Origin of the sequence: Rhizobium sp. P40RR-XXII, from assembly GCF_012641405.1 — a bacterium.
Classification (GTDB): domain Bacteria; phylum Pseudomonadota; class Alphaproteobacteria; order Rhizobiales; family Rhizobiaceae; genus Rhizobium.
On sequence record NZ_JABAII010000024.1, the window covers coordinates 81,068 to 101,626 of the forward strand.

21 protein-coding genes are annotated in these 20,559 nt (G+C 60.5%); 15 read left to right on the plus strand and 6 right to left on the minus strand.

Annotated features, from left to right (window positions below; genetic code table 11):
* Window positions 1-39: 39 nt before the first annotated feature.
* The gene (locus HGP16_RS30415) at window positions 40-960 is read left to right on the plus strand and encodes a thymidylate synthase (protein ID WP_168843669.1); all 921 of its coding nucleotides are present in this window, start codon (window positions 40-42) and stop codon (window positions 958-960) included.
* Here HGP16_RS30415 and HGP16_RS30420 read toward each other — a convergent pair.
* Window positions 957-1,400, minus strand: coding sequence for a DMT family transporter (locus tag HGP16_RS30420; RefSeq protein WP_168843670.1), 444 nt, complete (start codon window positions 1,398-1,400; stop codon window positions 957-959). The genes HGP16_RS30415 and HGP16_RS30420 overlap by 4 nt on opposite strands.
* 13 nt (window positions 1,401-1,413) lie before the next feature.
* Window positions 1,414-1,941 (minus strand): GNAT family N-acetyltransferase, encoded by a 528-nt coding sequence (locus HGP16_RS30425; protein WP_168843671.1) that lies wholly within the window; start codon window positions 1,939-1,941, stop codon window positions 1,414-1,416.
* 297 nt (window positions 1,942-2,238) lie between these two features.
* On the opposite strand from HGP16_RS30425, the gene HGP16_RS30430 reads away from it, so the two are divergent.
* From HGP16_RS30430 to HGP16_RS30455, 6 genes are all read left to right on the plus strand, one after another.
* Window positions 2,239-2,805 (plus strand): helix-turn-helix domain-containing protein, encoded by a 567-nt coding sequence (locus HGP16_RS30430; protein ID WP_168843672.1) that lies wholly within the window; start codon window positions 2,239-2,241, stop codon window positions 2,803-2,805.
* Between the two features lie 101 nt (window positions 2,806-2,906).
* Window positions 2,907-3,743, plus strand: coding sequence for an NAD(P)-dependent oxidoreductase (locus tag HGP16_RS30435; RefSeq protein WP_168843673.1), 837 nt, complete (start codon window positions 2,907-2,909; stop codon window positions 3,741-3,743).
* Between the two features lie 109 nt (window positions 3,744-3,852).
* Window positions 3,853-4,371 (plus strand): dihydrofolate reductase, encoded by a 519-nt coding sequence (locus tag HGP16_RS30440; RefSeq protein ID WP_168843674.1) that lies wholly within the window; start codon window positions 3,853-3,855, stop codon window positions 4,369-4,371.
* A 177-nt stretch (window positions 4,372-4,548) separates the two neighbouring features.
* A complete protein-coding gene (hflK, locus tag HGP16_RS30445; protein WP_168843675.1) occupies window positions 4,549-5,673 on the plus strand; it encodes an FtsH protease activity modulator HflK in 1,125 nt (374 codons plus the stop codon).
* On the plus strand, window positions 5,673-6,611 hold the full coding sequence (hflC, locus tag HGP16_RS30450; RefSeq protein WP_168843676.1) for a protease modulator HflC: 939 nt from the start codon (window positions 5,673-5,675) through the stop codon (window positions 6,609-6,611). The genes hflK and hflC overlap by 1 nt, the downstream gene beginning before the upstream one ends.
* Window positions 6,612-6,802: 191 nt before the next feature.
* Window positions 6,803-8,542 (plus strand): Do family serine endopeptidase, encoded by a 1,740-nt coding sequence (locus HGP16_RS30455; protein ID WP_168843677.1) that lies wholly within the window; start codon window positions 6,803-6,805, stop codon window positions 8,540-8,542.
* A gap of 4 nt (window positions 8,543-8,546) precedes the next feature.
* Here HGP16_RS30455 and HGP16_RS30460 read toward each other — a convergent pair whose 3' ends face one another.
* Together HGP16_RS30460 and serB are read right to left on the minus strand one after the other, a co-directional pair.
* On the minus strand, window positions 8,547-9,128 hold the full coding sequence (locus tag HGP16_RS30460; protein WP_168843678.1) for a GNAT family N-acetyltransferase: 582 nt from the start codon (window positions 9,126-9,128) through the stop codon (window positions 8,547-8,549).
* Between the two features lie 31 nt (window positions 9,129-9,159).
* Window positions 9,160-10,050, minus strand: a complete 891-nt coding sequence (serB, locus tag HGP16_RS30465; protein ID WP_168843679.1) for a phosphoserine phosphatase SerB — start codon at window positions 10,048-10,050, stop codon at window positions 9,160-9,162.
* 13 nt (window positions 10,051-10,063) lie between these two features.
* On the opposite strand from serB, the gene miaA reads away from it, so the two are divergent.
* Window positions 10,064-10,972: a tRNA (adenosine(37)-N6)-dimethylallyltransferase MiaA gene (gene miaA / locus HGP16_RS30470; RefSeq protein WP_246703224.1), complete on the plus strand. Its 909-nt coding sequence runs from the start codon at window positions 10,064-10,066 to the stop codon at window positions 10,970-10,972.
* On the opposite strand, the gene HGP16_RS30475 is transcribed toward miaA, so the two are convergent.
* On the minus strand, window positions 10,957-12,987 hold the full coding sequence (locus HGP16_RS30475) for an ATP-binding protein (protein ID WP_168843681.1): 2,031 nt from the start codon (window positions 12,985-12,987) through the stop codon (window positions 10,957-10,959). The genes miaA and HGP16_RS30475 overlap by 16 nt on opposite strands.
* 343 nt (window positions 12,988-13,330) lie before the next feature.
* Between HGP16_RS30475 and HGP16_RS30480 the strand changes: the two genes are divergently transcribed.
* The 3 genes from HGP16_RS30480 to HGP16_RS30490 all read left to right on the plus strand — a co-directional run bounded on the left by HGP16_RS30480 (window position 13,331) and on the right by HGP16_RS30490 (window position 16,998).
* A complete protein-coding gene (locus HGP16_RS30480) occupies window positions 13,331-15,124 on the plus strand; it encodes an acetolactate synthase 3 large subunit (RefSeq protein WP_168843682.1) in 1,794 nt (597 codons plus the stop codon).
* An 89-nt stretch (window positions 15,125-15,213) separates the two neighbouring features.
* On the plus strand, window positions 15,214-15,786 hold the full coding sequence (gene ilvN / locus HGP16_RS30485; protein WP_168843683.1) for an acetolactate synthase small subunit: 573 nt from the start codon (window positions 15,214-15,216) through the stop codon (window positions 15,784-15,786).
* 204 nt (window positions 15,787-15,990) lie between these two features.
* Window positions 15,991-16,998: a capsular biosynthesis protein gene (locus tag HGP16_RS30490; RefSeq protein ID WP_246703225.1), complete on the plus strand. Its 1,008-nt coding sequence runs from the start codon at window positions 15,991-15,993 to the stop codon at window positions 16,996-16,998.
* 2 nt (window positions 16,999-17,000) lie between these two features.
* On the opposite strand, the gene HGP16_RS30495 is transcribed toward HGP16_RS30490, so the two are convergent.
* Window positions 17,001-17,846, minus strand: a complete 846-nt coding sequence (locus HGP16_RS30495; protein ID WP_168843684.1) for an aldo/keto reductase — start codon at window positions 17,844-17,846, stop codon at window positions 17,001-17,003.
* Window positions 17,847-18,051: 205 nt separating this feature from the next.
* Between HGP16_RS30495 and HGP16_RS30500 the strand changes: the two genes are divergently transcribed.
* From HGP16_RS30500 to HGP16_RS30515, 4 genes are read left to right on the plus strand one after another with little or no spacing between them, the layout of a single operon-like run.
* Entirely contained in the window at window positions 18,052-18,645 is a 594-nt protein-coding gene (locus HGP16_RS30500; RefSeq protein WP_168843685.1) for a LysE family translocator, read from the plus strand.
* 22 nt (window positions 18,646-18,667) lie between these two features.
* Window positions 18,668-19,312, plus strand: coding sequence for a nitrile hydratase subunit alpha (nthA, locus tag HGP16_RS30505; protein ID WP_168843686.1), 645 nt, complete (start codon window positions 18,668-18,670; stop codon window positions 19,310-19,312).
* A complete protein-coding gene (gene nthB / locus HGP16_RS30510; protein ID WP_168843687.1) occupies window positions 19,309-19,968 on the plus strand; it encodes a nitrile hydratase subunit beta in 660 nt (219 codons plus the stop codon). The genes nthA and nthB overlap by 4 nt, the downstream gene beginning before the upstream one ends.
* Complete coding sequence (locus HGP16_RS30515; RefSeq protein WP_168843688.1) at window positions 19,955-20,326, plus strand: nitrile hydratase accessory protein; 372 nt, start codon at window positions 19,955-19,957, stop codon at window positions 20,324-20,326. The genes nthB and HGP16_RS30515 overlap by 14 nt, the downstream gene beginning before the upstream one ends.
* The last annotated feature ends 233 nt before the right edge of the window (window positions 20,327-20,559 follow it).

The following is a 20,559-nucleotide window of genomic DNA, read 5'->3' on the forward strand; positions in this document are numbered from 1 at the left end:
CGTGCCGCCGGCAAATTTCAAGCGATTTCGGAGCGGAAGATGGCTCGTCACCCGGAGTATCAATATCTCGACCTGATGGAGCACTTGCTCGAGCATGGTGATCGCCGGATCGACCGCACGGGCGTCGGCACCTTGAGCGGCCTCGGCGCGATGATGCGCTTCGACCTTTCGAAGGGGCAGATCCCGATCTTCACGACGAAGCGCGTCTACTGGAAACTTGCCGTCAAGGAGATGCTCTGGTTCCTGACCGGCGACACCAATATCCGCAATCTCCTCAAGGAGAACGTGCGGATCTGGACCGACTGGCCGCTGGCGAAATATCGCAAGGCCACCGGAGAGGATATCGATCAGCTAGCCTTCGAAAAGCGGGTCCTCGAGGACGAGGCTTTCGCGCTTCAATGGGGCGATCTCGGCCCGGTCTATGGCAAGCAGTGGCGGCAGTGGCGCGATGCCGAGGGGCGGGTGCATGACCAGCTGGCCTCTGTCATCCAGGATCTCAAAACCAACCCTAGCAGCCGCCGGATGATTTTCCATGCCTGGAATGTCGGAGAGCTTGCCGACATGGCGCTGCATCCCTGCCACATGGTCTATCAGTTTCATGTGGTGAACATTTCGGCCGAGGGGGGCAAACGGCCGCGCCTTAGCCTGATGGTGTTCCAGCGCTCATGCGATCTGTTCCTGGGCAATCCCTTCAACATCTCCCAGCAGGCGGCTTTGTTAGCCATGGTCGCGCAGCAGGTCGACATGGATGTGGGAGGACTGGTCTGGTCGGGCGGCGACGTGCACCTCTATCTCAATCATCTCGATGCCATCCGCGAACAGCTCAGCCGAGAGCCGAAGCCGTTCCCGACACTGCGTCTGCTGCGCCGGCCCGACAGCATCGACGACTATCGCATCGAGGATTTCGAGGTTGTCGGTTATGAGCCGCATGCCGCGATCGCGGCCGAGGTTGCGGTTTAGGCGTTTCGGCCGGCAACGAGAACGGCGCCGCTGACGAGCAGCAAGGCGCCGACAAGCTGCCACATGCTGAAACCGGCCATCGTCTTTCCGGAGATGGCGGCGTCGAAGGCGAGGCCCGCCAGCAATTGGCTGGCGACGAGCACGGCAATGGTGGGTGCGGCGCCAAGGCGCTGATATCCCAGTATGCCCGCAAAGACGAAGAAGGAGCCAAGAAGGCCTGGCAGCAAGGCCCATGGCCTGATGGCACCGGCCGCTTCCGTAAGGCCGGCCATACCGTTGCGGGAAATCAGGATCACGAGCAGCGCCGTCAGCCCGACCGAGGAGTTGATGACGAGCGTGATAAGCACGGTCGATACTGACTGGGTGATCCGCACCATCAATGCGTTCTGCAGAACCAGCGATATGCCGGCGAGAATGAGCGTTGCCACCGTGATCGGCATGATACTTGCGCCTTCAGGTGGTCGGCTTGGAGTCGGGATCGATACGCTCATCAAGCAAAAGCTGCAGGAACGCAAGATCGAGCCAGCGTCCAAATTTGGTGCCGACCTGCGGAAGAAGGCCGACCTGTTGGAAGCCGAGCTTTTCGTGCAGCCGGATCGAGGCCTCATTGCCGGCCTCGATGCCCGCGACCATGGCATGCTTGCCGATCGCCCGGGCACGCCCGATCAGCTCGACCATGAGCGCCTTGCCGATGCCGCCGCGATATTGATCGTTGCGGACATAGACGGAGTGCTCGACCGTGTGCCGATAGCCGTCGAAGGCGCGCCAGTCGCCGAAGGAGGCGTAGCCGATGGTGTCGCCACTATCGTCGATCGCCACCAGTACCGGATAACCGAGCTTGTGCCGATCCCGCAGCCATTGTCTGCGATTGGTGATATCGACCTGCGTATCGTTCCAGATCGCGGCGGTATTTGCGACGGCGTCATTGTAGATCGCGGTAATTCCCGCGAGATCCTCGTCTCTCGCATCGCGAATTTGCATCGGCGGCTCCGTGGGCTATCCACTAAATTGGATGAGCGTGTGGTCTTGCTCTTTCATGCTGTCATACACCGATTTCGATATCTGTCTACTATATTATTACAAAAATCCTGTAGCCGGCAAAATTCGATAGCGGCTTGCGTCGTGGTCGACGTATCAAAATCCACCACCATTATCAACGGATAATGGAGGTTTTTTGACTAATATTGAGGGCGCTTATCGGTAGTATGTGTGTAGCTTCAAATTGGAAAGCTGCGTGCGGCGATTGTCACCACTGTGAAAGTCCACTATAGTAAACACATGTCTCAACTTGATGATATCGATAGGCGTATCGGCTCGCGCATTCGCATCGAACGGGAAAGCCGTGGCTGGTCGCTGACGGAGCTCGCCGAACGCTCGACAGTGTCCCGCGCCATGATCCACAAGATCGAACGTGGCGAGAGCAGCCCGACGGCGACGCTGCTCGGCAAGCTTTCCGGCGCCTTCAGCTTGAGCATGTCGACCTTGATGGCGCGTGCGGAGATGCAGCAAGGCCGTTTCCTGAAAAAGGAGGACCAACCGGTCTGGGTCGATCCGCAGACCGGTTACGAGCGGCGGCATGTCTCCCCGAAGTCCGATCTGCCGCTGGATCTCGTGCGCATCGAATTGCCTGCGGGAGCGGAGGTTCCGATGCCCGCATCGGCCTATGCCTTCATGCGGCAGCTCATCTGGGTGCTGGAGGGGCGGCTGACCTTTGTCGAAGGAGATGTGAGACATTCGATGTCGGCGGGCGACTGCCTCGAGCTCGGGCCGCCGACGGATTGCATCTTCAGGAATGAAAGCGGAATGCCCTGCACCTATGCCGTCCTCGTGCTGCGCAGCGCATGAGGGGTGGCGTTAAACTTGGCGTTACCGCGCGGCATTGCGCTCGTCCGGCCGAGCGATGGGCGATATGCTGCCATCTTCCTCTGCGGAGAAGGAGATTGACCTTGGAGATCGCAGTCATCGGAGCCGGCGCAATGGGGAGTGCCATTGGCCGGCGTTTGGCCGAGAATGGGGCGAGGGTGGTCACCTATCTCGAGGGACGCTCGGCTTCGACCATCGAGCGGGCGAAAGCAGCCGGGATGGAGCCGGTCGGCCTGGACGTTGTCGCTGCGTCCCCTCTTATTCTTTCCATCGTACCACCGGCTGAGGCGATTGCGGTCGCCAAGCAGATCGCCGGCGAGCTGCGCCGAAACGGCAGTAAGACGACGTTCATGGACTGCAACGCGATTTCGCCTAAGACCATGGCCGAGGTTGCGGCGATTTTCGGCAGCGACTGCGGCGTGGTTCTCGATGGCTCCATCATTGGCGGTCCGCCGAAGCCCGGCCAGAAGGGGCCGAAGCTCTATGTCAGCGGCGACGCGGCCAACGATAGCGGCGCGCTTGTGGAGCATGGACTTCAGGTTCGCCGCATCGACGGGCCGATCGGCGCGGCTTCGGCCTTGAAGATGTGCTATGCCGGCATCAACAAGGGCGTGACCGGTCTCGGTACGGCCATGCTGCTTGCGGCGATCCGTTCGGGCGCGGATGCAGCCCTGAAACGCGAGCTTCAGGAGAGTCTGCCGGATCTCGATGCGAAATTCGTGCTGGGTCTTCCGGACATGTATCCCAAAGCCTATCGTTGGGTCGCCGAGATGGAGGAGATTTCGGATTTCCTTGGCGAAGACGATCCCGCTGCGCTGATATTCAGGGGCATGGCCGGGCTCTATCGAAAGATGGCTGAGGATCGGGACGACGGAGGTCTTCTGGCCGGCCAGCTCGACAAATTCAACAATGGTGTGTGAGGCGGGAGCGGCGAGGCGTCTTCCATCTCCCGTGGCCGCCATCCTGATGTAAAGTCGCCGCGCCGACTCGATTGGTGTCGGCGACATGGAGATGGAGTGAGGGAGACGCATGACCCAGCCGATCAAGACCATCGTCGTTGCCGTATCGCGCAACGGCATCATCGGGCGCGAAGGTGACATGCCCTGGCGATTGTCATCCGATCTCAAGCGCTTCAAGGCAATGACTCTGGGCAAACCCGTGGTCATGGGGCGAAAGACGTTCCAATCGATCGGCCGGCCCTTGCCCGGCCGGCCAAATATCGTCATCACCCGCGACACCGGTTTCTCGGTCGAAGGGATAGCGGTGGTGCATTCGCTTGAAGAGGGTATCGAGGCTGCATCGCGTCTTGCGCGCGAGAGCGATGTCGACGAAATCTGTATCCTTGGCGGCGGTGAGATCTATCGACAGGCTATTGGAGTTGCCGATCGTTTACTGATTACCCATGTGGAGGCTGATGTGGAGGGTGACACCGCCTTTCCAGCGGTTGATCCCGCCATATGGCAGGCCGAAAGCGAGCTTGCAGTGCCGGCCGGCGAGAAGGACACGTATCCGACACGTTTCGTCAGCTATTTCAGGCGAAAAGCATAAGAGCTGGCCTCGAAAATCAAATATTTTCCAATGAATCCGACGAACTTCCTCAAGTCTCGTTGAAAGCAGGTGCTTCGATACCTATAACGGGAAACAATCGCTGCCGCCTGCAGATTTCGAGACATGAATTTTGCAGGTTCGGCGCGATTTCGGGAGTCAACAAACAAAGAGGTTTTGATGCCTTGGAGCAATCAGAATGGCGGCGGCGGTGGCCCATGGGGCGGCGGTGGCGGCGGAAATAATCAGGGACCTTGGGGGCAAGGACCAAACCGGCCGCGGGGAAGCGGCAACGGAGGGCCTCCGGACCTTGAGGATATCATTCGCCGTGGTCAGGACCGATTGAAAGGTTTCGTGCCCGGTGGCTTCAACGCAGGCGTCGTCCTTATCATCATCGCAGTAATCGCCGTTTTCTGGCTGATCCAGTGCATCTACACGGTGCAGCCGGACGAGCGCGGCGTGGAATTGCGCTTCGGCAAGCCGCGTGAGGAAGTCTCGATGCCCGGCCTGCATTTCCATATCTGGCCGATGGACCGCATCGAATTCGTCAAGGTAACCGAGCAGCAGCGCAATATCGGCGGCCGTTCAACCGCCGGCTCGACCGCCGGCCTAATGCTGACGGGCGATCAGAACATCGTCAACGTGCAGTTCTCGGTTCTTTATACGGTGACCAACCCGCAATCCTATCTGTTCAATCTCGAGACCCCCGACGAGACGCTGCAGCAGGTTGCCGAAAGCGCCATGCGCGAGATTGTCGGTCGCCGTCCTGCCCAGGACATCTATCGCGACAAGCGCCAGGAAGTCGCGACCGAAGTGAGAAGTATCATCCAGGATACCATGGATCGCTATGGTTCGGGTATTTCCATCAACGCTGTGCCGATCGAAGATGTTTCGCCGCCGCGTGAAGTGGCGGATGCCTTCGATGAAGTGCAGCGCGCCGAGCAGAATGAAGACCAGCAGGTGGAAGAGGCCAATCAATACGCCAACCAGAAGCTCGGTCAGGCCCGCGGTCGCGCGGCTCAGATCCGCGAAGAAGCAGCCGCCTACAAGGACCGTGTGGTGAAGGAAGCCCAGGGTGAGGCGCAGCGCTTCATCTCGATCTATGACGAGTACGTCAAGGCGCCGGAAGTCACCCGCAAGCGTCTGTTCCTCGAAACCATGGAGTCCGTCATCGGCAATTCCAACAGCATCATCATCGACGATAAGCAGGGTGTCGTGCCTTACCTGCCGCTGAATGAAATCGGCAAGCAGTCCACGGCGCCGGCGGGCAAGCCCGCCGCTGCAACTCAGCCGGAGGCCAAATAATGACATCCAGCCGTTTGCCAGCCATTCTCATCGCGCTCGCGGTAGTGCTGCTGCTCGTTTATTCGTCGGTGTTCGTGGTCAATGCCCGCGAACAGGCTATCGTTCTGCGCTTCGGCCAGATCCGTGAGGTCAAGACGGAACCGGGTCTCTACTTCAAGCTGCCTTTCGCCTTCATGGATGCCGATCGTGTCCAGTATGTGCAGCTGCAGGAGCTTCGCTTTGATCTGGACAATATCCGCGTCCAGGTCTCCGGCGGCAAGTTCTATGAAGTCGATGCCTTCGTCGTCTACAAGATCATGGATGCACGTAAGTTCCGCGAGACCGTTTCCGGCGATCGCGACGCGGCGGAATCACGCCTGAGAACCCGCCTCGACGCCGCATTGCGCCGTGTTTACGGTCTGCGCGGTTTCGAAGCGGCGCTTTCCGAGGAACGCGCCTCTATGATGACGGAAGTGCGCAACGATCTGCATCGCGATGCCGAAACGCTCGGTCTCAACATCGAGGACGTCCGCATCCGCCGCACCGACCTGACCCAGGAAGTGTCGCAGCAGACCTATGATCGCATGAAGGCCGAGCGTCTGGCGGAAGCCGAACTCATCCGCGCCAGGGGTAACGAAGAAGGCCAGAAGCGACGCGCGATCGCTGACCGTCAGGTTGTCGAGATCGTTGCTGATGCACAGAAGGATTCGGAAGTCTTGCGCGGTCAGGGCGAGGCGGAGCGCAACGGTATCTTTGCGGATGCCTCGAAGCGCGATCCGAATTTCTACGAGTTCTATCGCTCGATGGCCGCCTATAACAAGGCGTTTGTATCGGGTAGCAAGACGCTTGTCCTGCCGCCGAACCAATCGGCTTTCTTCAAGTTTTTCGACAGTCCCTTGGGTTCTACGCCCAATTCCGAGGCGCCGGCGCTTGCCAATCCGACGCCGCCCGCGAAGTAAGGCGTCAAATCAAGGAATGGAAGGGCTGCCTCACGGCGGCCCTTTTCCTTATGGTAGATCGCATCACCTTTACCATGTCGCATCGTCGGCGCGGAGTGCGGGGATTTCGCAAAAAGGTGATTTCACGCTTCATCATTCCGCCTTATGTTGATGCTTATACAAGATTTCCCCTTTCTCGATGAGGATGCCTGATGGCTTCGACCAATCGCCTGCCTTTCAGCCGTTCGTTTGCCTTGCTGGCCAGCATGGCATTGATTGCCGGCCCCATTGTGGGCGTTACCGAACAGGCTCATGCGCAGGCGCAGAATAGCGGCGCGACGGCGGGTGCCCAGGCGCCGGCCACCAACAACCAGACGCCTCCGGCTGCATCGCCGACCGTCACAATGAACCCGGGCACAATGAACCCGGGCATGATGACACCGGGAATGAACGCCGGTCCGGCTTCGGTTGCCGATCTTGCTTCGGGATTGCTGGATGCCGTCGTCAATATTTCCACATCGCAGAAGGTGAAGGATGAGGGCGATGGGCCGGCGACGCCGAAGGTGCCGGATAATTCGCCCTATCAGGATTACTTCAACGATTTCTTCAACAACAAGAAAGACGACAACAGCAATCGCAAGGTGAGTTCGCTCGGTTCCGGTTTCGTCATCGACCCGGCCGGATACATCGTCACCAACAATCACGTCATCGAAGGCGCAGACGATATCGAGGCGATCTTCCCGAACGGCACCAAGCTGAAGGCGAAATTGATCGGCACCGATACGAAGACCGATCTTTCGGTCCTCAAGGTCGAGCCGAAGCATCCGCTGACGGCGGTCAAGTTCGGCGATTCCTCCAAGATGCGGATCGGCGACTGGGTGATGGCGATCGGCAATCCCTTCGGCCTCGGCGGATCCGTCACCGTCGGCATCGTCTCTGCCCGCGGCCGCAACATCAATGCCGGCCCCTATGATAATTTCATCCAGACGGATGCGGCGATCAACAAGGGCAATTCCGGTGGCCCGCTCTTCAACATGAAGGGCGAAGTGATTGGCATCAATACCGCCATCATCTCTCCGAGCGGTGGCTCGATCGGCATCGGCTTTGCGGTGCCGTCAGAACTGGCGGAAGGTGTGGTCAACCAGCTCAGGGATTTCGGCGAGACGCGCCGCGGCTGGCTCGGCGTGCGCATCCAGCCGGTGACGGATGATGTTGCCAACAGCCTCGGTCTTTCGACTGCCAAGGGCGCGCTCGTCGCCGGTGTCATCAAGGGCGGCCCGGTCGACAACGGTTCGATCAAGGCAGGTGATGTCATCTTGAAATTCGACGGCAAGAATGTGGACGAGATGCGCGATCTGCCGCGCGTCGTTGCCGAGAGCTCTGTCGGCAAGGAAGTCGATGTCGTCGTTTTCCGGGAAGGCAAGGAACAGACCGTCAAGGTAACCCTCGGTCGACTGGAAGACAGCGATCAGGCGGCGGCCGCCAGCACCGACAAGACCAAGAAGCCGCAGCTTGCGCCCGACGATAATGGCAATAATGGCGGTGTCATCAATCCCGACGAGGGCGATGAGGGTGGCGATGACGGCATGGATGGGCAGGACCAGAGCGGCGATCCGCAGCAATCGCCGCAGGCTCAGCCACCAGCCCAGGCGACCTCGAACATACTTGGCATGAAGCTCGCGACGCTGACCGCCGAGAACCGCAAGAGCTTCGGCATCGCCGATAGCGTCGATGGCGTCGTCATCACCGAAGTGGCGCCCGGTTCGGCGGCGGCGGACAAGGGCCTGAAACCCGGCGACGTCGTCGTGGAAGTGGCGCAGGAATTCGTACAGACGCCGAGTGCCGCCTCGGAGAAGGTGGCCTCGCTGAAGCGCGAGGGCCGCCGCAATGCGCAGATGATGGTCGCGTCTCCAAACGGTGACTTGCGCTTCATCGCCGTCGCGCTGGAGTAGAGGTTCAGCGCCCGGCTCGTTTTGCCTGCTGTGCCCGCCACTCGGCTGCGGTCAGGCGGTAGAGGACATGCCGCTGCAGATGGGGATGGGTGTCGGGGACGTTTGGGTGATCGAAATAGCCGCCTTCGACGCGGTGCATGCCGATCCGTTCCATGACTGCGATCGACCTGATATTGTTGTGTACGGCAAAGGAGACGATTTGATCCAGGTCGAGCTTTCCGAAGCCGTGAGCGAGGAGCGCTCGTGCCGCCTCGCTGACAAATCCCTTGCCCCACTGCTGTGCAACCAGCCGCCAGCCGATCTCGATCGTTCCGACTGGGACGAAGGGTTCCAGATGATCCGTCCGCATCAGTCCGCAATAACCGATCGCTTCGCCGCTTTCTTTCAGCTCGAGGGCGTAGAGGCCAAGCCCGGTTTCTGAAATCATCGAGCGGACGCGATCGAAGAAGGCGTCCGCTTCCGCACGATTGCGACGAAACGGAAAGAACTCCATGACGGTCTCGTCGGAGTTGATCTCGTAGGCCAGATCGCGGTCCGTCTCCCGCCAGTTGCGGATGATAAGACGGTCGGTTTCAGTGATGATCATCGGAGGCCTCGATGCCGGCGATTGCGCCGTTCTATGGTTTGATGAAGTCCGTCTTGCGGTAGCCCTGGATGTAGAGCAGGGCGGTCAGGTCGCCGTGGTCGATGCGCATTCTGGCCTGTGCCGAGACCGTCGGCTTGGCGTGGAGCGCCACTCCGGAGCCGGCGAGCTGAAGCATGCCGAGATCATTGGCACCATCGCCGACGGCGAGAGCATCATCGGTCGAAATGCCGAGCTTCTCGGCGATTTCGTTCAGCGCATCCACCTTGGCCTGTTTGCCGAGGATGGGGTCCTCGACGAGGCCGGTCAGGATGCCGTTTTCTTCGAGCAGGATATTGGCGCGGTTTTCATCGAAGCCGAGCGTCGCGCCGATCCGGCTGGTGAAGACGGTGAAGCCGCCGGAGACGAGGGCGGTGTAATAGCCTTTTGTCTTCATCGTCGCGATGAGCTCTGGACCGCCGGGTGTCAGCGTGATGCGCTTGGCGATGACATCATCGACGACGGAAATGGGCAATCCCTTCAGCAGGGCCACACGTTCGCGCAGGGCCGGCTCGAAGGCGATCTCGCCATTCATGGCGCGGGCCGTGATATCGGCGACCTTTTCCTTGAGACCCACTTCGGCGGCAAGCTCGTCGATGCATTCCTGAGCGATCATCGTGGAATCCATATCGGCAATCAGAAGCTTCTTGCGGCGGGTGTCGGCGTCTTGAATCACGAGATCGATCGGCTCGCTGCCGATCACGGCCAGGATATTGGCTTCCGCGGCCTGCAGGTCCGTATTGTCGCGAAGCGCGATATCGCAGGCAATGCCGTCGGCCAGCCAGTAAAGCCCGGACGCCTTGACGGCCTCAGCAGCCTGTTCAGCAATGGCCGGAACAAGAACGGGGTTTGACGGATTGGCAATAAGCGTGGCAACGAAGGCCATGAGCAGAAACCTTATGAGCAATATCGACGCGATCCTGATAACCGGGCCGACCGCCAGCGGCAAGTCCGCGCTGGCGGTAGAATTAGCCCGTTTACATGATGGTGTCGTCATCAATGCCGACAGCATGCAGGTCTACGACACCCTGCGCGTGCTGACGGCGCGGCCCTCCGAGGCCGATATGGAAGGCATTCCGCATCATCTTTATGGTTATGTCCCGGCGGGCCAGGCCTATTCCACCGGCGTCTGGCTGCGCGATGCCGGCATATTGGTCGAGCGCCTGCGCGGCGAGGGGCGATTGCCTGTCTTCGTCGGCGGCACCGGGCTCTATTTCAAGGCTCTCACCGGTGGGCTCTCCGACATGCCGGAAATTCCGGCTGATATCCGCAGCAGGCTTCGCAGTCGGCTGCTGGCGGAGGGGGCGGAAGCTCTGCATCGCGAGCTTACGGAACGCGACAGCGCCGTCGCGGATACGCTGAACCCACAGGACGGGCAGCGTATCGTGCGTGCTCTGGAGGTGGTCGAGGCGACGGGCCGATCGATTGCGGCCTTTCAGGGCAAGGCCGGGCAGACGGTTGTCGATCCGGACCGCGCGCGCAAGATCGTGGTGCTGCCTGAGCGCGCGCTGCTGCACCAGCGCATCAACAGCCGCTTCGAAAAGATGCTGGCAATGGGGGCGGAGGAAGAGGTGCGGGCTTTGCTGGCATTGGACTCGCCGCCGGAGATGCCGGTCATGAAGGCGATCGGCGTGTCGCAGATCGCCGCGATGCTGAAGGGCGAGATGACGCGGGAAGAGGTCATCGAAACCGGCGCGGCGGCAACTCGGCAATATGCCAAGCGGCAGATGACCTGGTTTCGCAATCAGATGGATGAGAGCTGGGAGCGCCTGAGCCCCGTAAGCCCAACGCTTCAATCCTTGTCGTAAAGGCTGCTCGGCGGCTTTTTCAGGATGCTGTCCCGCAGCGAAAGGCCGGGTTCCCGCCTGAGCGATGGCAGGGGTTCTCTCGGCGGCATCGGGCGTGCGTCGGTGTCGTCGCCTCGGTATTCGCGGCGCAGGTCCGCAAGCCTGCTGTCGATCGATGTCTGCAGCGGCGGCGCGGCCTGCTGGGTGGCCGGGCGGGGCAACATGTCGGGACGATATGGTTCGATCGGTGGCGCATCGACTTCCGCTGCACGCTGTGGCGTCTGCTCGACGGTCGGATCGTCGAAATCGTTCCTGATCCCGGTTACCGCGTCCGTCGCGGCGCCGTAGTTCTGTTGCAAGGCGCTGATATCGGGACCCGTAATCGAGCGCATGCGGCTGATGATCGTGCGTAGATCGACAGTATCCGGCGAATCCTCGCTGACCTTCGCCGTGCCGCCGCTGGCTTTCGGCAGCAGATGATCTTCCACGCGGGAGAAGCGCATGCGCATCGGCACGGCAATGGCCTCGCCGAACGCGATGGCTTCGCCGTTGCCTATGGAGGACAGGAAGCTGGTCGTCGAAATCGAGGAGTTCGGAATGGCCGAGCGGATGATTTCCTGGTCGCGATCATTGGCAAGTCGCATGGCGAAGAGCGTCGAGCACTGTGACAGGATCGTCTGGTCCAGTTCGCCGGGGCGCTGCGTGATGATGCCGAGCGATACGCCGTATTTGCGCCCTTCCTTGGCGATGCGGGCTATGGCCTGGCGCGTCGGGAAGAAGCCGAGGTTCGGATCGGCGGGAATGTAGCGGTGCGCCTCCTCGCAGACGACGAGCATATGGATCGCGCCATCGCTCCAGAGCGCCAGCTCGAATGCCATGCGGCAGAGAACCGAAGCGACGGAATTGATCACTTCCGAGGGTATGCCGGCGAGCTGGAAGGTGCAGATCGGCTTACCGTCGCCCGGAATGCGGAAGATCTTGGCGATCGTCTCCATGATCGTATCGGTGATTGTATTGTTGGAGAACATGAAGTGATAGCGCGGATCGTTGATCGCCGAGATGATGCGCATTTTCAGGGAGCGCAGATGCGGCTTTTCCTGGCGGCCCTCCAGCCGGCCGATGCGCTCGTCGATCAGTGCTAGCAGATCGGCCATGCGGTAGGGAACCGGCGTATCCGCCGTCACCGAGGATTTTTCCGTCTGGCGGCGCATCAGGCTTGAATCGCTGCCGCGGAAGGCGCGCTTTGCCTCTGGAATGAGATCGCGCAGCGCATCGAGCTCCTCCGGGATCGCCGGGCGGCCACGAAAGACGACTTCGCTGAATTCTTCCAGCCGCATCAGCCAGAAGGGCAGGTCGAGCGTATCGGTATCGATGACGACGGCATGCCGGGGAAAGGCGGCTGCAAATTCATTGTGCGGATCGAGGATCAGCACGCGCAGTTTTGGATCGGCGCTGATCGCCTTGTGCAACAACAGCGAGACGGCGGTGGATTTGCCGACGCCGGTGGAACCGACGACGGCGAAATGCTTCGACAGCATCGAGGGAATATGTATGGCGGCGTCGATGCTTTCATCCTGCGTCAGCTTGCCGATGACGCAGCTGCTGCCCTTGCCTGCATCGAAGATGCGCATGAGATCGGCGGCACGGATACGATGCGCGATCGCGCCGAGATAGGGATAGGCGGTAATGCCGCTCGAAAACTCCTCGCGGCCATCCGGCCCGACATGGACCTCACCCAAAAGTTCGACTTCGATGCGGAAGAGGTTGTCCTGCTCTTCACCCCAGCCGACGCTTTGAGTATTCATCGAGTAGACGAGGGCGGCCACGCGGTTCGAGCCGACGCTGATGGAAATCAGCCTGCCGACCGACCAGAGTTCGGTAAGATCGGTACCGCCGGCTTCGGCGACAGCGGCGATCGTTGCTCTCGAGCCGTTGCACGCGACGACGCGGCCGAGGAAGCGATTTCCCGGCCTCAGTCTATCGCGGCGATCTAAATCTCCAGCTTTGCCGGACGTCTGCAGATCATTATTCAGCAAACAGCTACCCCAATTATCCGATGCCGGAGCATAGAGACGGTGGCTTAACAAAATCCTGTCTGTCACCCATGCTTTTTAAAGGGTCCAGGCTTATGGGGTTTTGGCGGGGCCGCGATTTTTTATTGCTTCACGCGTTGACGCTTCGAAATTTTCTGTCTATCACTTCGCCCCATGAAAAACTCGATCGTTCTTATCGTGGTGGGAAAGCGCATGGGCAGGATGGTGTAACCATCCGGCGACAGCCACCCATGCGCTAGATGACAGGCTCCCCAAGGGGCCTTTTTTTATGCCCGAAATCGAGATTTCATCTTTCCAAACCTCCAGCAGACAGCGGAACAAACGTATGACCGGCACAGATAATCAGGCGAGCGGCAATCGAATGACAGGCGCGGAGATCGTGTTGCAGGCGCTCAGGGACAATGGCGTCGAACACATCTTCGGTTATCCGGGCGGCGCTGTGCTTCCGATCTATGACGAGATCTTCCAGCAGGACGACATCCAGCATATTCTCGTTCGTCACGAGCAGGGCGCCGGCCATGCGGCCGAAGGCTATGCCCGGTCCACCGGCAAGGTCGGCGTCATGCTGGTTACTTCCGGCCCGGGCGCGACGAATGCGGTTACGCCGCTGCAGGATGCCTTGATGGATTCGATCCCGCTCGTCTGCCTGAGCGGCCAGGTTCCGACCACGCTGATCGGCTCCGACGCTTTCCAGGAGTGCGATACGGTCGGCATCACCCGGCCCTGCACCAAGCACAACTGGCTGGTCAAGGACGTCAACAAGCTGGCGGCCGTCATTCACGAAGCCTTCCGCATCGCGCAATCGGGCCGTCCGGGTCCTGTCGTCGTCGACATCCCGAAGGACATCCAGTTCGCGACCGGCACCTATACGCCGCCGGAAGCGCATCATGCCCAGAAGAGCTATCAGCCGAAGATCCAGGGCGATCTCAACAAGATCACCCAAGCGATCGAGCTGATGAAGAATGCTCGTCGTCCCGTCATCTATTCTGGCGGCGGTGTCGTCAATTCCGGCCCGGAGGCCTGCAAGCTGCTGCGCGAGCTGGTCGAGCTCACCGATTTCCCGATCACCTCGACGCTGATGGGCCTCGGCGCCTATCCGGCATCCGGCAAGAACTGGCTCGGCATGCTCGGCATGCACGGCTCCTACGAAGCCAACATGGCGATGCATGATTGCGACGTCATGGTCTGCATCGGCGCGCGCTTCGACGACCGCATTACCGGCCGCCTGAATGCCTTTTCTCCGAATTCGAAGAAGATCCATATCGACATCGATCCTTCCTCGATCAACAAGAACGTCCGCGTCGATATCGGCATTCTCGGCGATGTCGGCAATGTTCTGGAAGACATGGTTCGCCTGTGGCGTGCGCTGCCGCAGAAGCCTGCGACGGAGCGCCTGGGCGACTGGTGGGCTGATGTTGCCCGCTGGCGTGCGCGCAACTCGTTCGCCTACAAGCCGAGCGACGATGTCATCATGCCGCAATATGCGATCCAGCGCCTCTATGAGCTGACGAAGCATCGCGATACCTACATCACGACCGAAGTCGGTCAGCACCAGATGTGGGCGGCGCAGTTCTACGGCTTCGAACAGCCGAACCGCTGGATGACCTCGGGCGGCCTCGGCACCATGGGCTATGGCCTGCCGGCAGCGCTCGGTGTGCAGATCGCCCATCCGGAAAGCCTGGTCATCGACATTGCCGGCGATGCCTCGATCCAGATGTGCATTCAGGAAATGTCGGCGGCCATCCAGCACAATGCGCCGATCAAGATCTTCATCCTGAACAACCAGTATATGGGCATGGTTCGCCAGTGGCAGCAGCTGCTGCACGGCAACCGCCTGTCCAATTCCTATACGGAAGCGATGCCCGATTTCGTCAAGCTCGCGGAAGCCTATGGCGCCGTCGGCCTGCGCTGCGAAAAGCCGGGTGATCTCGATGCCGCCATCCAGGAGATGATCGACGTCAACAAGCCGGTCATTTTCGATTGCCGCGTCGCCAATCTCGCCAACTGCTTCCCGATGATCCCCTCTGGCAAGGCGCATAACGAAATGCTGCTGCCGGACGAAGCAACCGACGAGGCCGTCGCCAACGCCATCGATGCCAAGGGTCGCCAGCTGGTTTGATCGCTAGCCGGTGGCGCAGCAGGAGCTGCGCCCCGGCCGCCGATCTCGCTGGCATATCGAACAAGAACAGAGGAAACGGAACAAGGATAATGAACGCACACCTTCAACCCACGGGCTCCGCCTATTTTATTTCGCCGGAAACGGCGGCGGCGGAAAGCCACACGCTTTCGGTACTCGTCGACAACGAGCCCGGCGTTCTCGCCCGCGTCATCGGCCTCTTCTCCGGCCGGGGCTACAACATCGAAAGCCTGACCGTTTCGGAGACCGAGCACCAGGCGCATCTGTCGCGGATCACTGTGGTAACGCGCGGCACGCCGCAGGTGCTGGAGCAGATCAAGGCGCAGCTTGAGCGCATCATTCCGGTTCACCGCGTCGTCGATCTGACGGTGCGCGCCCGCGAACTCGGCCAGGAGCGGCCGATCGAGCGCGAAGTGGCGCTGCTGAAAGTGACCGGAAGCGGTGAGATGCGCGCAGAAACGCTGCGGCTCGCCGATGCTTTCCATGCCAAGGTGGTGGATGCGACCGTCGAGCATTTCATTCTCGAGATCACCGGCAAGTCCTCGAAGATCGATCAGTTCATCGCCATCATCAAGCCGCTCGGCCTTATCGAAGTCTGCCGCACCGGCATTGCTGCGATGAACCGCGGCTCGCAAGGGATGTAGAAACCTGCGGTGTTGAGGGGTGATCGCATGTGAGGCAAATCGGCGCTCCAAATTCCTTCTCCCCTTGGGGAGAAGGTGGCCCGAAGGGTCGGATGAGGGGGACTTTCCGATTTGAATTCACGAATTTTCGTACTCCTGGCAGACACCCCCTCATCCGCCTGACGGCACCTTCTCCCCGAGGGGAGAAGGGGAAACACGGCAACAATGCCTGAGATCGGCAGAAAGCCATGGCATCCGCCCGATGATATGCGTCTCGGCGCTGCATTCTTCGTCCGTGGCGATTTTCCCTGGCTCGGACATTATTTCGGATCGCGGAAGCTGGCTTGTGCATTGGCGCCCGGTATAGGCGGCATTGTTTCGTGGGGTGGCCGCGCGCCGGCCAAGATGGCGGCGAAGATTGCGCGGCTCCGCCGGCTGTCGCATTGGCACTTGGAGGATGGTTTCCTGCGGTCCGTGGGACTCGGCAAGGCCGGTGCCGTTCCTCTTTCCATCGTCATCGACGATCTTGGCCTGCCCGTCGATGCAAACCGGCCGTCGCGGCTTGAGCGGCTGATAGAGGAGGCTGGGGAGGCGGGAGAGCTCGGCCGCGCCATCCGCGAACAGATCGTTCTCAACAAACTTTCGAAATACAATCATCTTCCACATCTGGCGCCGCGCATCGAGCGGACGACAAAGCGTCGTATTCTGCTGGTCGATCAGGTCGTTGGCGACGTTTCCGTTGATAGGGCACTCGGCTCAAAAGCGTCCTTCGAGAAGATGCTCGCCGATGGGCTGGCGAGCGATGCGCAATGTCTCATCCGCACCCATCCGGATGTCATGGCTGGACTTCGTAAGGGGTATCTTACGAACGGTGTTTCCGAGGGCGCTGCCGTGTTGCTCGACGACGCCGTGTCGGTGGCCTCCATCCTCGAAGTCGTTGACGAGGTCTGGACGGTTTCGAGCCAGTTCGGCTTCGATGCGCTGCTGCGCGGCATTCCGGTTCGCTGCTATGCCGCACCCTTTTATGCCGGCTGGGGCATCACCGAAGATTATTTCGGCGTCTACGCCAAGGCGGTACTTGCCGGTCGGCGAACGAAGCTACGGACAATCGACCAGATCGCCGCCGCCGCCCTTTCGCTTTATCCGACCTATCGCGATCCCGCCGACTGGCGAGAAATCGACGTCTTCCGGGCAATCGAGCTGATCGTCGCGCAGCAGAAGGCTGCTGCGTAAACCTATAGCATGTCTAATGACTTCTTTCGCGATGGCGGCGGGAAGGCGGCGTCGAGGACGGCCCAATCCTCATCGGTGATATCGACATCGATCGAGTCGCGGTTTTCCTCAACGCGCTGTGCATTCGAGGATTTCGGGATCGATATCACGCCGTCGCGCTCCAGCAGGAAGGCAAGTGCAATCTGGGCGGGTGTGGCCTGATAGGTCTTTGCGATACGGATCAGTTCGGGATGGTGGAGCAGGCGGCCTTGTTCGATCGGCGAATAGGCCATGATCGGAATGCTGCGCTCCTGGCACCAGGGCAAGAGGTCGTATTCGATGCCGCGCCGGGAGAGATTGTAGAGCACCTGATTGGCGGCGACATTGCCGCCGTTCGGCACAGAGAGCAGCTCATCCATGTCGGCGATATCGAAATTCGACACGCCCCAGGCTTCGATCTTGCCGGCCGCCTTCAGGCCTTCGAAGGCTTCAACCGTTTCTTCGAGCGGATAGTTGCCGCGCCAATGCAGCAGATAGAGGTCGATGCGGTCGGTGTTCAGGCGCTTCAGGCTGCGTTCGCAGGCTTCTACCGCACCCCTGAGGCTGGCGTTGGCGGGGTAGACCTTGCTGACGAGGAAGACTTCGTCGCGGCGGCCTTCGATCGCCTTGCCGACGATTTCCTCCGAGCCGCCGTCGGCGTACATTTCCGCCGTATCGATCAGCGTCATGCCGAGATCGAGGCCGGTCTTGAGGCTGGCGATCTCGTCCCTGGCGCTCGCGGCATTCTCGCCCATGTTCCATGTCCCCTGGCCGAGTGCGGGAACCGCAATGCCGGAGGGGAGGGTGACGGTGGGAATGGGCTCGCGCATGGTCTGTCCTCGCTGCGGAAAACGGAAGGATAGATCCATCCTGGCGGATTTCAATCGATGCCCTTCATGTCACTGTGACAAAGGTCCTATGGCTTTCAGACTATGAGCGAATTATTGTCGCGCGGATATGCGTCGCTACATCTGGCACGCATGAGAAGAATTTTGGATACCGCCATTTGTCACGCACGGTGTCCCAGGAGGCATCATGGCGCTGGATACATTTCTGGCTCTTCTACTTTTCGCGTTCACGACATCGATCACCCCAGGGCCGAACAACATGATGCTGTTTGCCTCGGGCGTGAATTTCGGTTTTCGGCGCACCATTCCGCACATGCTTGGCATCGGTGTTGGCTTCTTCTCCCTGCTGCTCGGCGTCGGCCTTGGATTGGGCGCGTTGTTGCATACCGTGCCGGTGCTCTACACCGGGCTGAAATTCGCCGGCGGCGCCTATCTCGTCTGGATTGCCTGGAAGATCGGCACGTCGCGCAGTATTACGGAGAGCGAGGGCTCCGCGCAGCCGATGAGCTTCATGAGCGCTGCCGCGTTCCAGTGGGTCAATCCCAAGGCATGGGTGATGGCCGTTACCGCCATGGCGACCTACACCAACGAGCAGCTCTATCTCTTCACTGTTCTCCTCGTCGGACTGGCATTTGCCGCCGTGAACGTTCCGAGCGTATCGACTTGGGCCGGCTTCGGTTCCGTGCTGCGCGACTGGCTGGCCGATCCCGTTCGGCTTAAATGGTTCAACATTACCATGGCCGTCCTGCTGGTGCTCAGTCTCTGGCCGATGCTAAAGTAATCCGGAAAGACGGGAGACGGCCATGTCCCACGGACACTCGCATGATGACGACGATCATCACCACCATCACCACGACAACCACTATTCGGACATGCAGGCGCGGGTGAAGGCGCTCGAAACGTTGCTGACGGAAAAGGGGCTGATCGATCCGGCGGCAATTGACCGTATCGTCGAGACCTATGAGACGAAGGTCGGACCGCGCAATGGTGCGCAGGTGGTGGCGAAAGCCTGGAGCGATTCTGATTTTGCCGACTGGCTGCGGCGCGACGCGACGGCGGCGATCGCCAGTCTCGGCTTTACCGGCCGCCAGGGAGAGCATATGCGCGCGGTCTTCAATACGCCGGAAACGCATAATCTCATCGTCTGCACGCTTTGCTCCTGCTATCCGTGGGCCGTGCTCGGGCTGCCGCCGGTGTGGTATAAGGCGCCGGCCTACCGGTCCCGCGCTGTGATCGATCCGCGCGGGGTGCTCGCCGAATTCGGCCTGACGCTGCCGCAGGAGACGAAGATCCGCGTCTGGGATTCGACGGCGGAGCTGCGCTATCTGGTAATCCCGGAGCGTCCCGCCGGTTCGGAAGGCATGGATGAGGCGGCGCTGGCCGATCTCGTCAGCCGCGACGCCATGATCGGAACGGCAGTCGCCAAAAGGCCGGAGGCAGCACGATGAACGGTCCGCACGATCTCGGCGGCCAGATGGGCTTCGGCCTTGTCGCTCCGGAACCGAACGAGCCCTATTTCCATGCTGAATGGGAAAAGAGGGCGCTCGGCATCACGCTTTCCTGCGGCGCCTTTGGGGCCTGGACCATCGACGAGAGCCGGCATACGCGCGAAAACATTCCGCCGGCCGATTATCTTGGTGCCAGCTACTACGAGATCTGGACCCGCGCCATCGACACCCTACTGGAGCGACACGGTTTTGCCACGGCCGAAGAGCTGCGCATTGGCCATTCGCTCGAACAGGGCAGGGTTCCGAAGCGGGTGCTGAAGGCTGAAATGGTCGACGGCGTATTGGCCAAGGGCGGCCCTTGCGACCGGCCTCTCGATACCACGCCGCTCTTTGCCGTCGGCGATCATGTCCGCACCAAGAACTTCAATCCGACCGGCCATACGAGATTGCCGCGCTACGCCCGCGCCAAGACGGGTGTCATCGAAGCGGTGCAGGGCTCCTTCGTCTTCCCCGACGACAACGCCCATGGCCGGGGCGAAAATCCGCAATGGGTCTACACGGTGGTCTTTGATGGTGCCGAGATATGGGGCGAGGGTGCCGATCCCTCGCTGACCGTCTCGATCGACGCCTGGGAGAGCTATCTTGAGCGCGTGTGAGGTCGCATCGCCTCTGGCGCAATCGCCGGGATTGCCGAAGTCAGTCGATGGCGAGCCGGTCTTTCCCGAGCCCTGGGCGGCTGAGGCTTTTGCGATGACCGTTCATCTGCACGAGAAGGGCTTGTTTGCCTGGAGCGAATGGGCGGAGTGGCTGTCGGCCGAATTGCACAAGCCCGGCCGCGCTGTTGATGGCAGCGACTATTTCGATTGCTGGGTGGCTGCGCTGTCAGGTCTGCTGGTCGCGAAAGGCATTGCCGACGCGGATGTGATGCTGGCTCTGCAGCAAAGTTGGCAACGTGCCGCGGAGGCGACGCCGCATGGTAAGCCGATCGCGCTGGAAAACGATCCGCAGCGGTAAAAGGATGGGCTCCCCTGAGGCCATCCTCGCCCTTCGAGGTTCCGGCCTGCGTCGTCCGCGCGTCAGAGGATGGAGCGAGCTTTATTTTACCGACATGCACAAAAGACTAGGAGGTGTGGACTCTTGGGTTTCCAAGGCTGAGCAAATCAGATTCAAGACTGTCTTTTGGAGGCAGTCATGGGTGTTTTGGATCGTCTGATCCTTCGGGACGAACAGTGGGCGCGGATAGCGCA

Excerpts from the sequence above, each read along its gene's own strand:
- HGP16_RS30425 (WP_168843671.1), bottom strand. The coding sequence starts at position 1,941 with ATGCAAATTCGCGATGCGAGAGACGAGGATCTCGCGGGAATTACCGCG.
- nthB (WP_168843687.1), top strand. The coding sequence starts at position 19,309 with ATGAACGGTCCGCACGATCTCGGCGGCCAGATGGGCTTCGGCCTTGTC.
- HGP16_RS30440 (WP_168843674.1), top strand. The coding sequence starts at position 3,853 with ATGACCCAGCCGATCAAGACCATCGTCGTTGCCGTATCGCGCAACGGC.
- nthA (WP_168843686.1), top strand. The coding sequence starts at position 18,668 with ATGTCCCACGGACACTCGCATGATGACGACGATCATCACCACCATCAC.
- serB (WP_168843679.1), bottom strand. The coding sequence starts at position 10,050 with ATGGCCTTCGTTGCCACGCTTATTGCCAATCCGTCAAACCCCGTTCTT.
- HGP16_RS30420 (WP_168843670.1), bottom strand. The coding sequence starts at position 1,400 with ATGCCGATCACGGTGGCAACGCTCATTCTCGCCGGCATATCGCTGGTT.
- HGP16_RS30430 (WP_168843672.1), top strand. The coding sequence starts at position 2,239 with ATGTCTCAACTTGATGATATCGATAGGCGTATCGGCTCGCGCATTCGC.
- miaA (WP_246703224.1), top strand. The coding sequence starts at position 10,064 with ATGAGCAATATCGACGCGATCCTGATAACCGGGCCGACCGCCAGCGGC.
- HGP16_RS30490 (WP_246703225.1), top strand. The coding sequence starts at position 15,991 with ATGCCTGAGATCGGCAGAAAGCCATGGCATCCGCCCGATGATATGCGT.
- hflC (WP_168843676.1), top strand. The coding sequence starts at position 5,673 with ATGACATCCAGCCGTTTGCCAGCCATTCTCATCGCGCTCGCGGTAGTG.
- ilvN (WP_168843683.1), top strand. The coding sequence starts at position 15,214 with ATGAACGCACACCTTCAACCCACGGGCTCCGCCTATTTTATTTCGCCG.
- HGP16_RS30455 (WP_168843677.1), top strand. The coding sequence starts at position 6,803 with ATGGCTTCGACCAATCGCCTGCCTTTCAGCCGTTCGTTTGCCTTGCTG.
- HGP16_RS30460 (WP_168843678.1), bottom strand. The coding sequence starts at position 9,128 with ATGATCATCACTGAAACCGACCGTCTTATCATCCGCAACTGGCGGGAG.
- HGP16_RS30415 (WP_168843669.1), top strand. The coding sequence starts at position 40 with ATGGCTCGTCACCCGGAGTATCAATATCTCGACCTGATGGAGCACTTG.
- HGP16_RS30500 (WP_168843685.1), top strand. The coding sequence starts at position 18,052 with ATGGCGCTGGATACATTTCTGGCTCTTCTACTTTTCGCGTTCACGACA.
- hflK (WP_168843675.1), top strand. The coding sequence starts at position 4,549 with ATGCCTTGGAGCAATCAGAATGGCGGCGGCGGTGGCCCATGGGGCGGC.
- HGP16_RS30480 (WP_168843682.1), top strand. The coding sequence starts at position 13,331 with ATGACCGGCACAGATAATCAGGCGAGCGGCAATCGAATGACAGGCGCG.
- HGP16_RS30495 (WP_168843684.1), bottom strand. The coding sequence starts at position 17,846 with ATGCGCGAGCCCATTCCCACCGTCACCCTCCCCTCCGGCATTGCGGTT.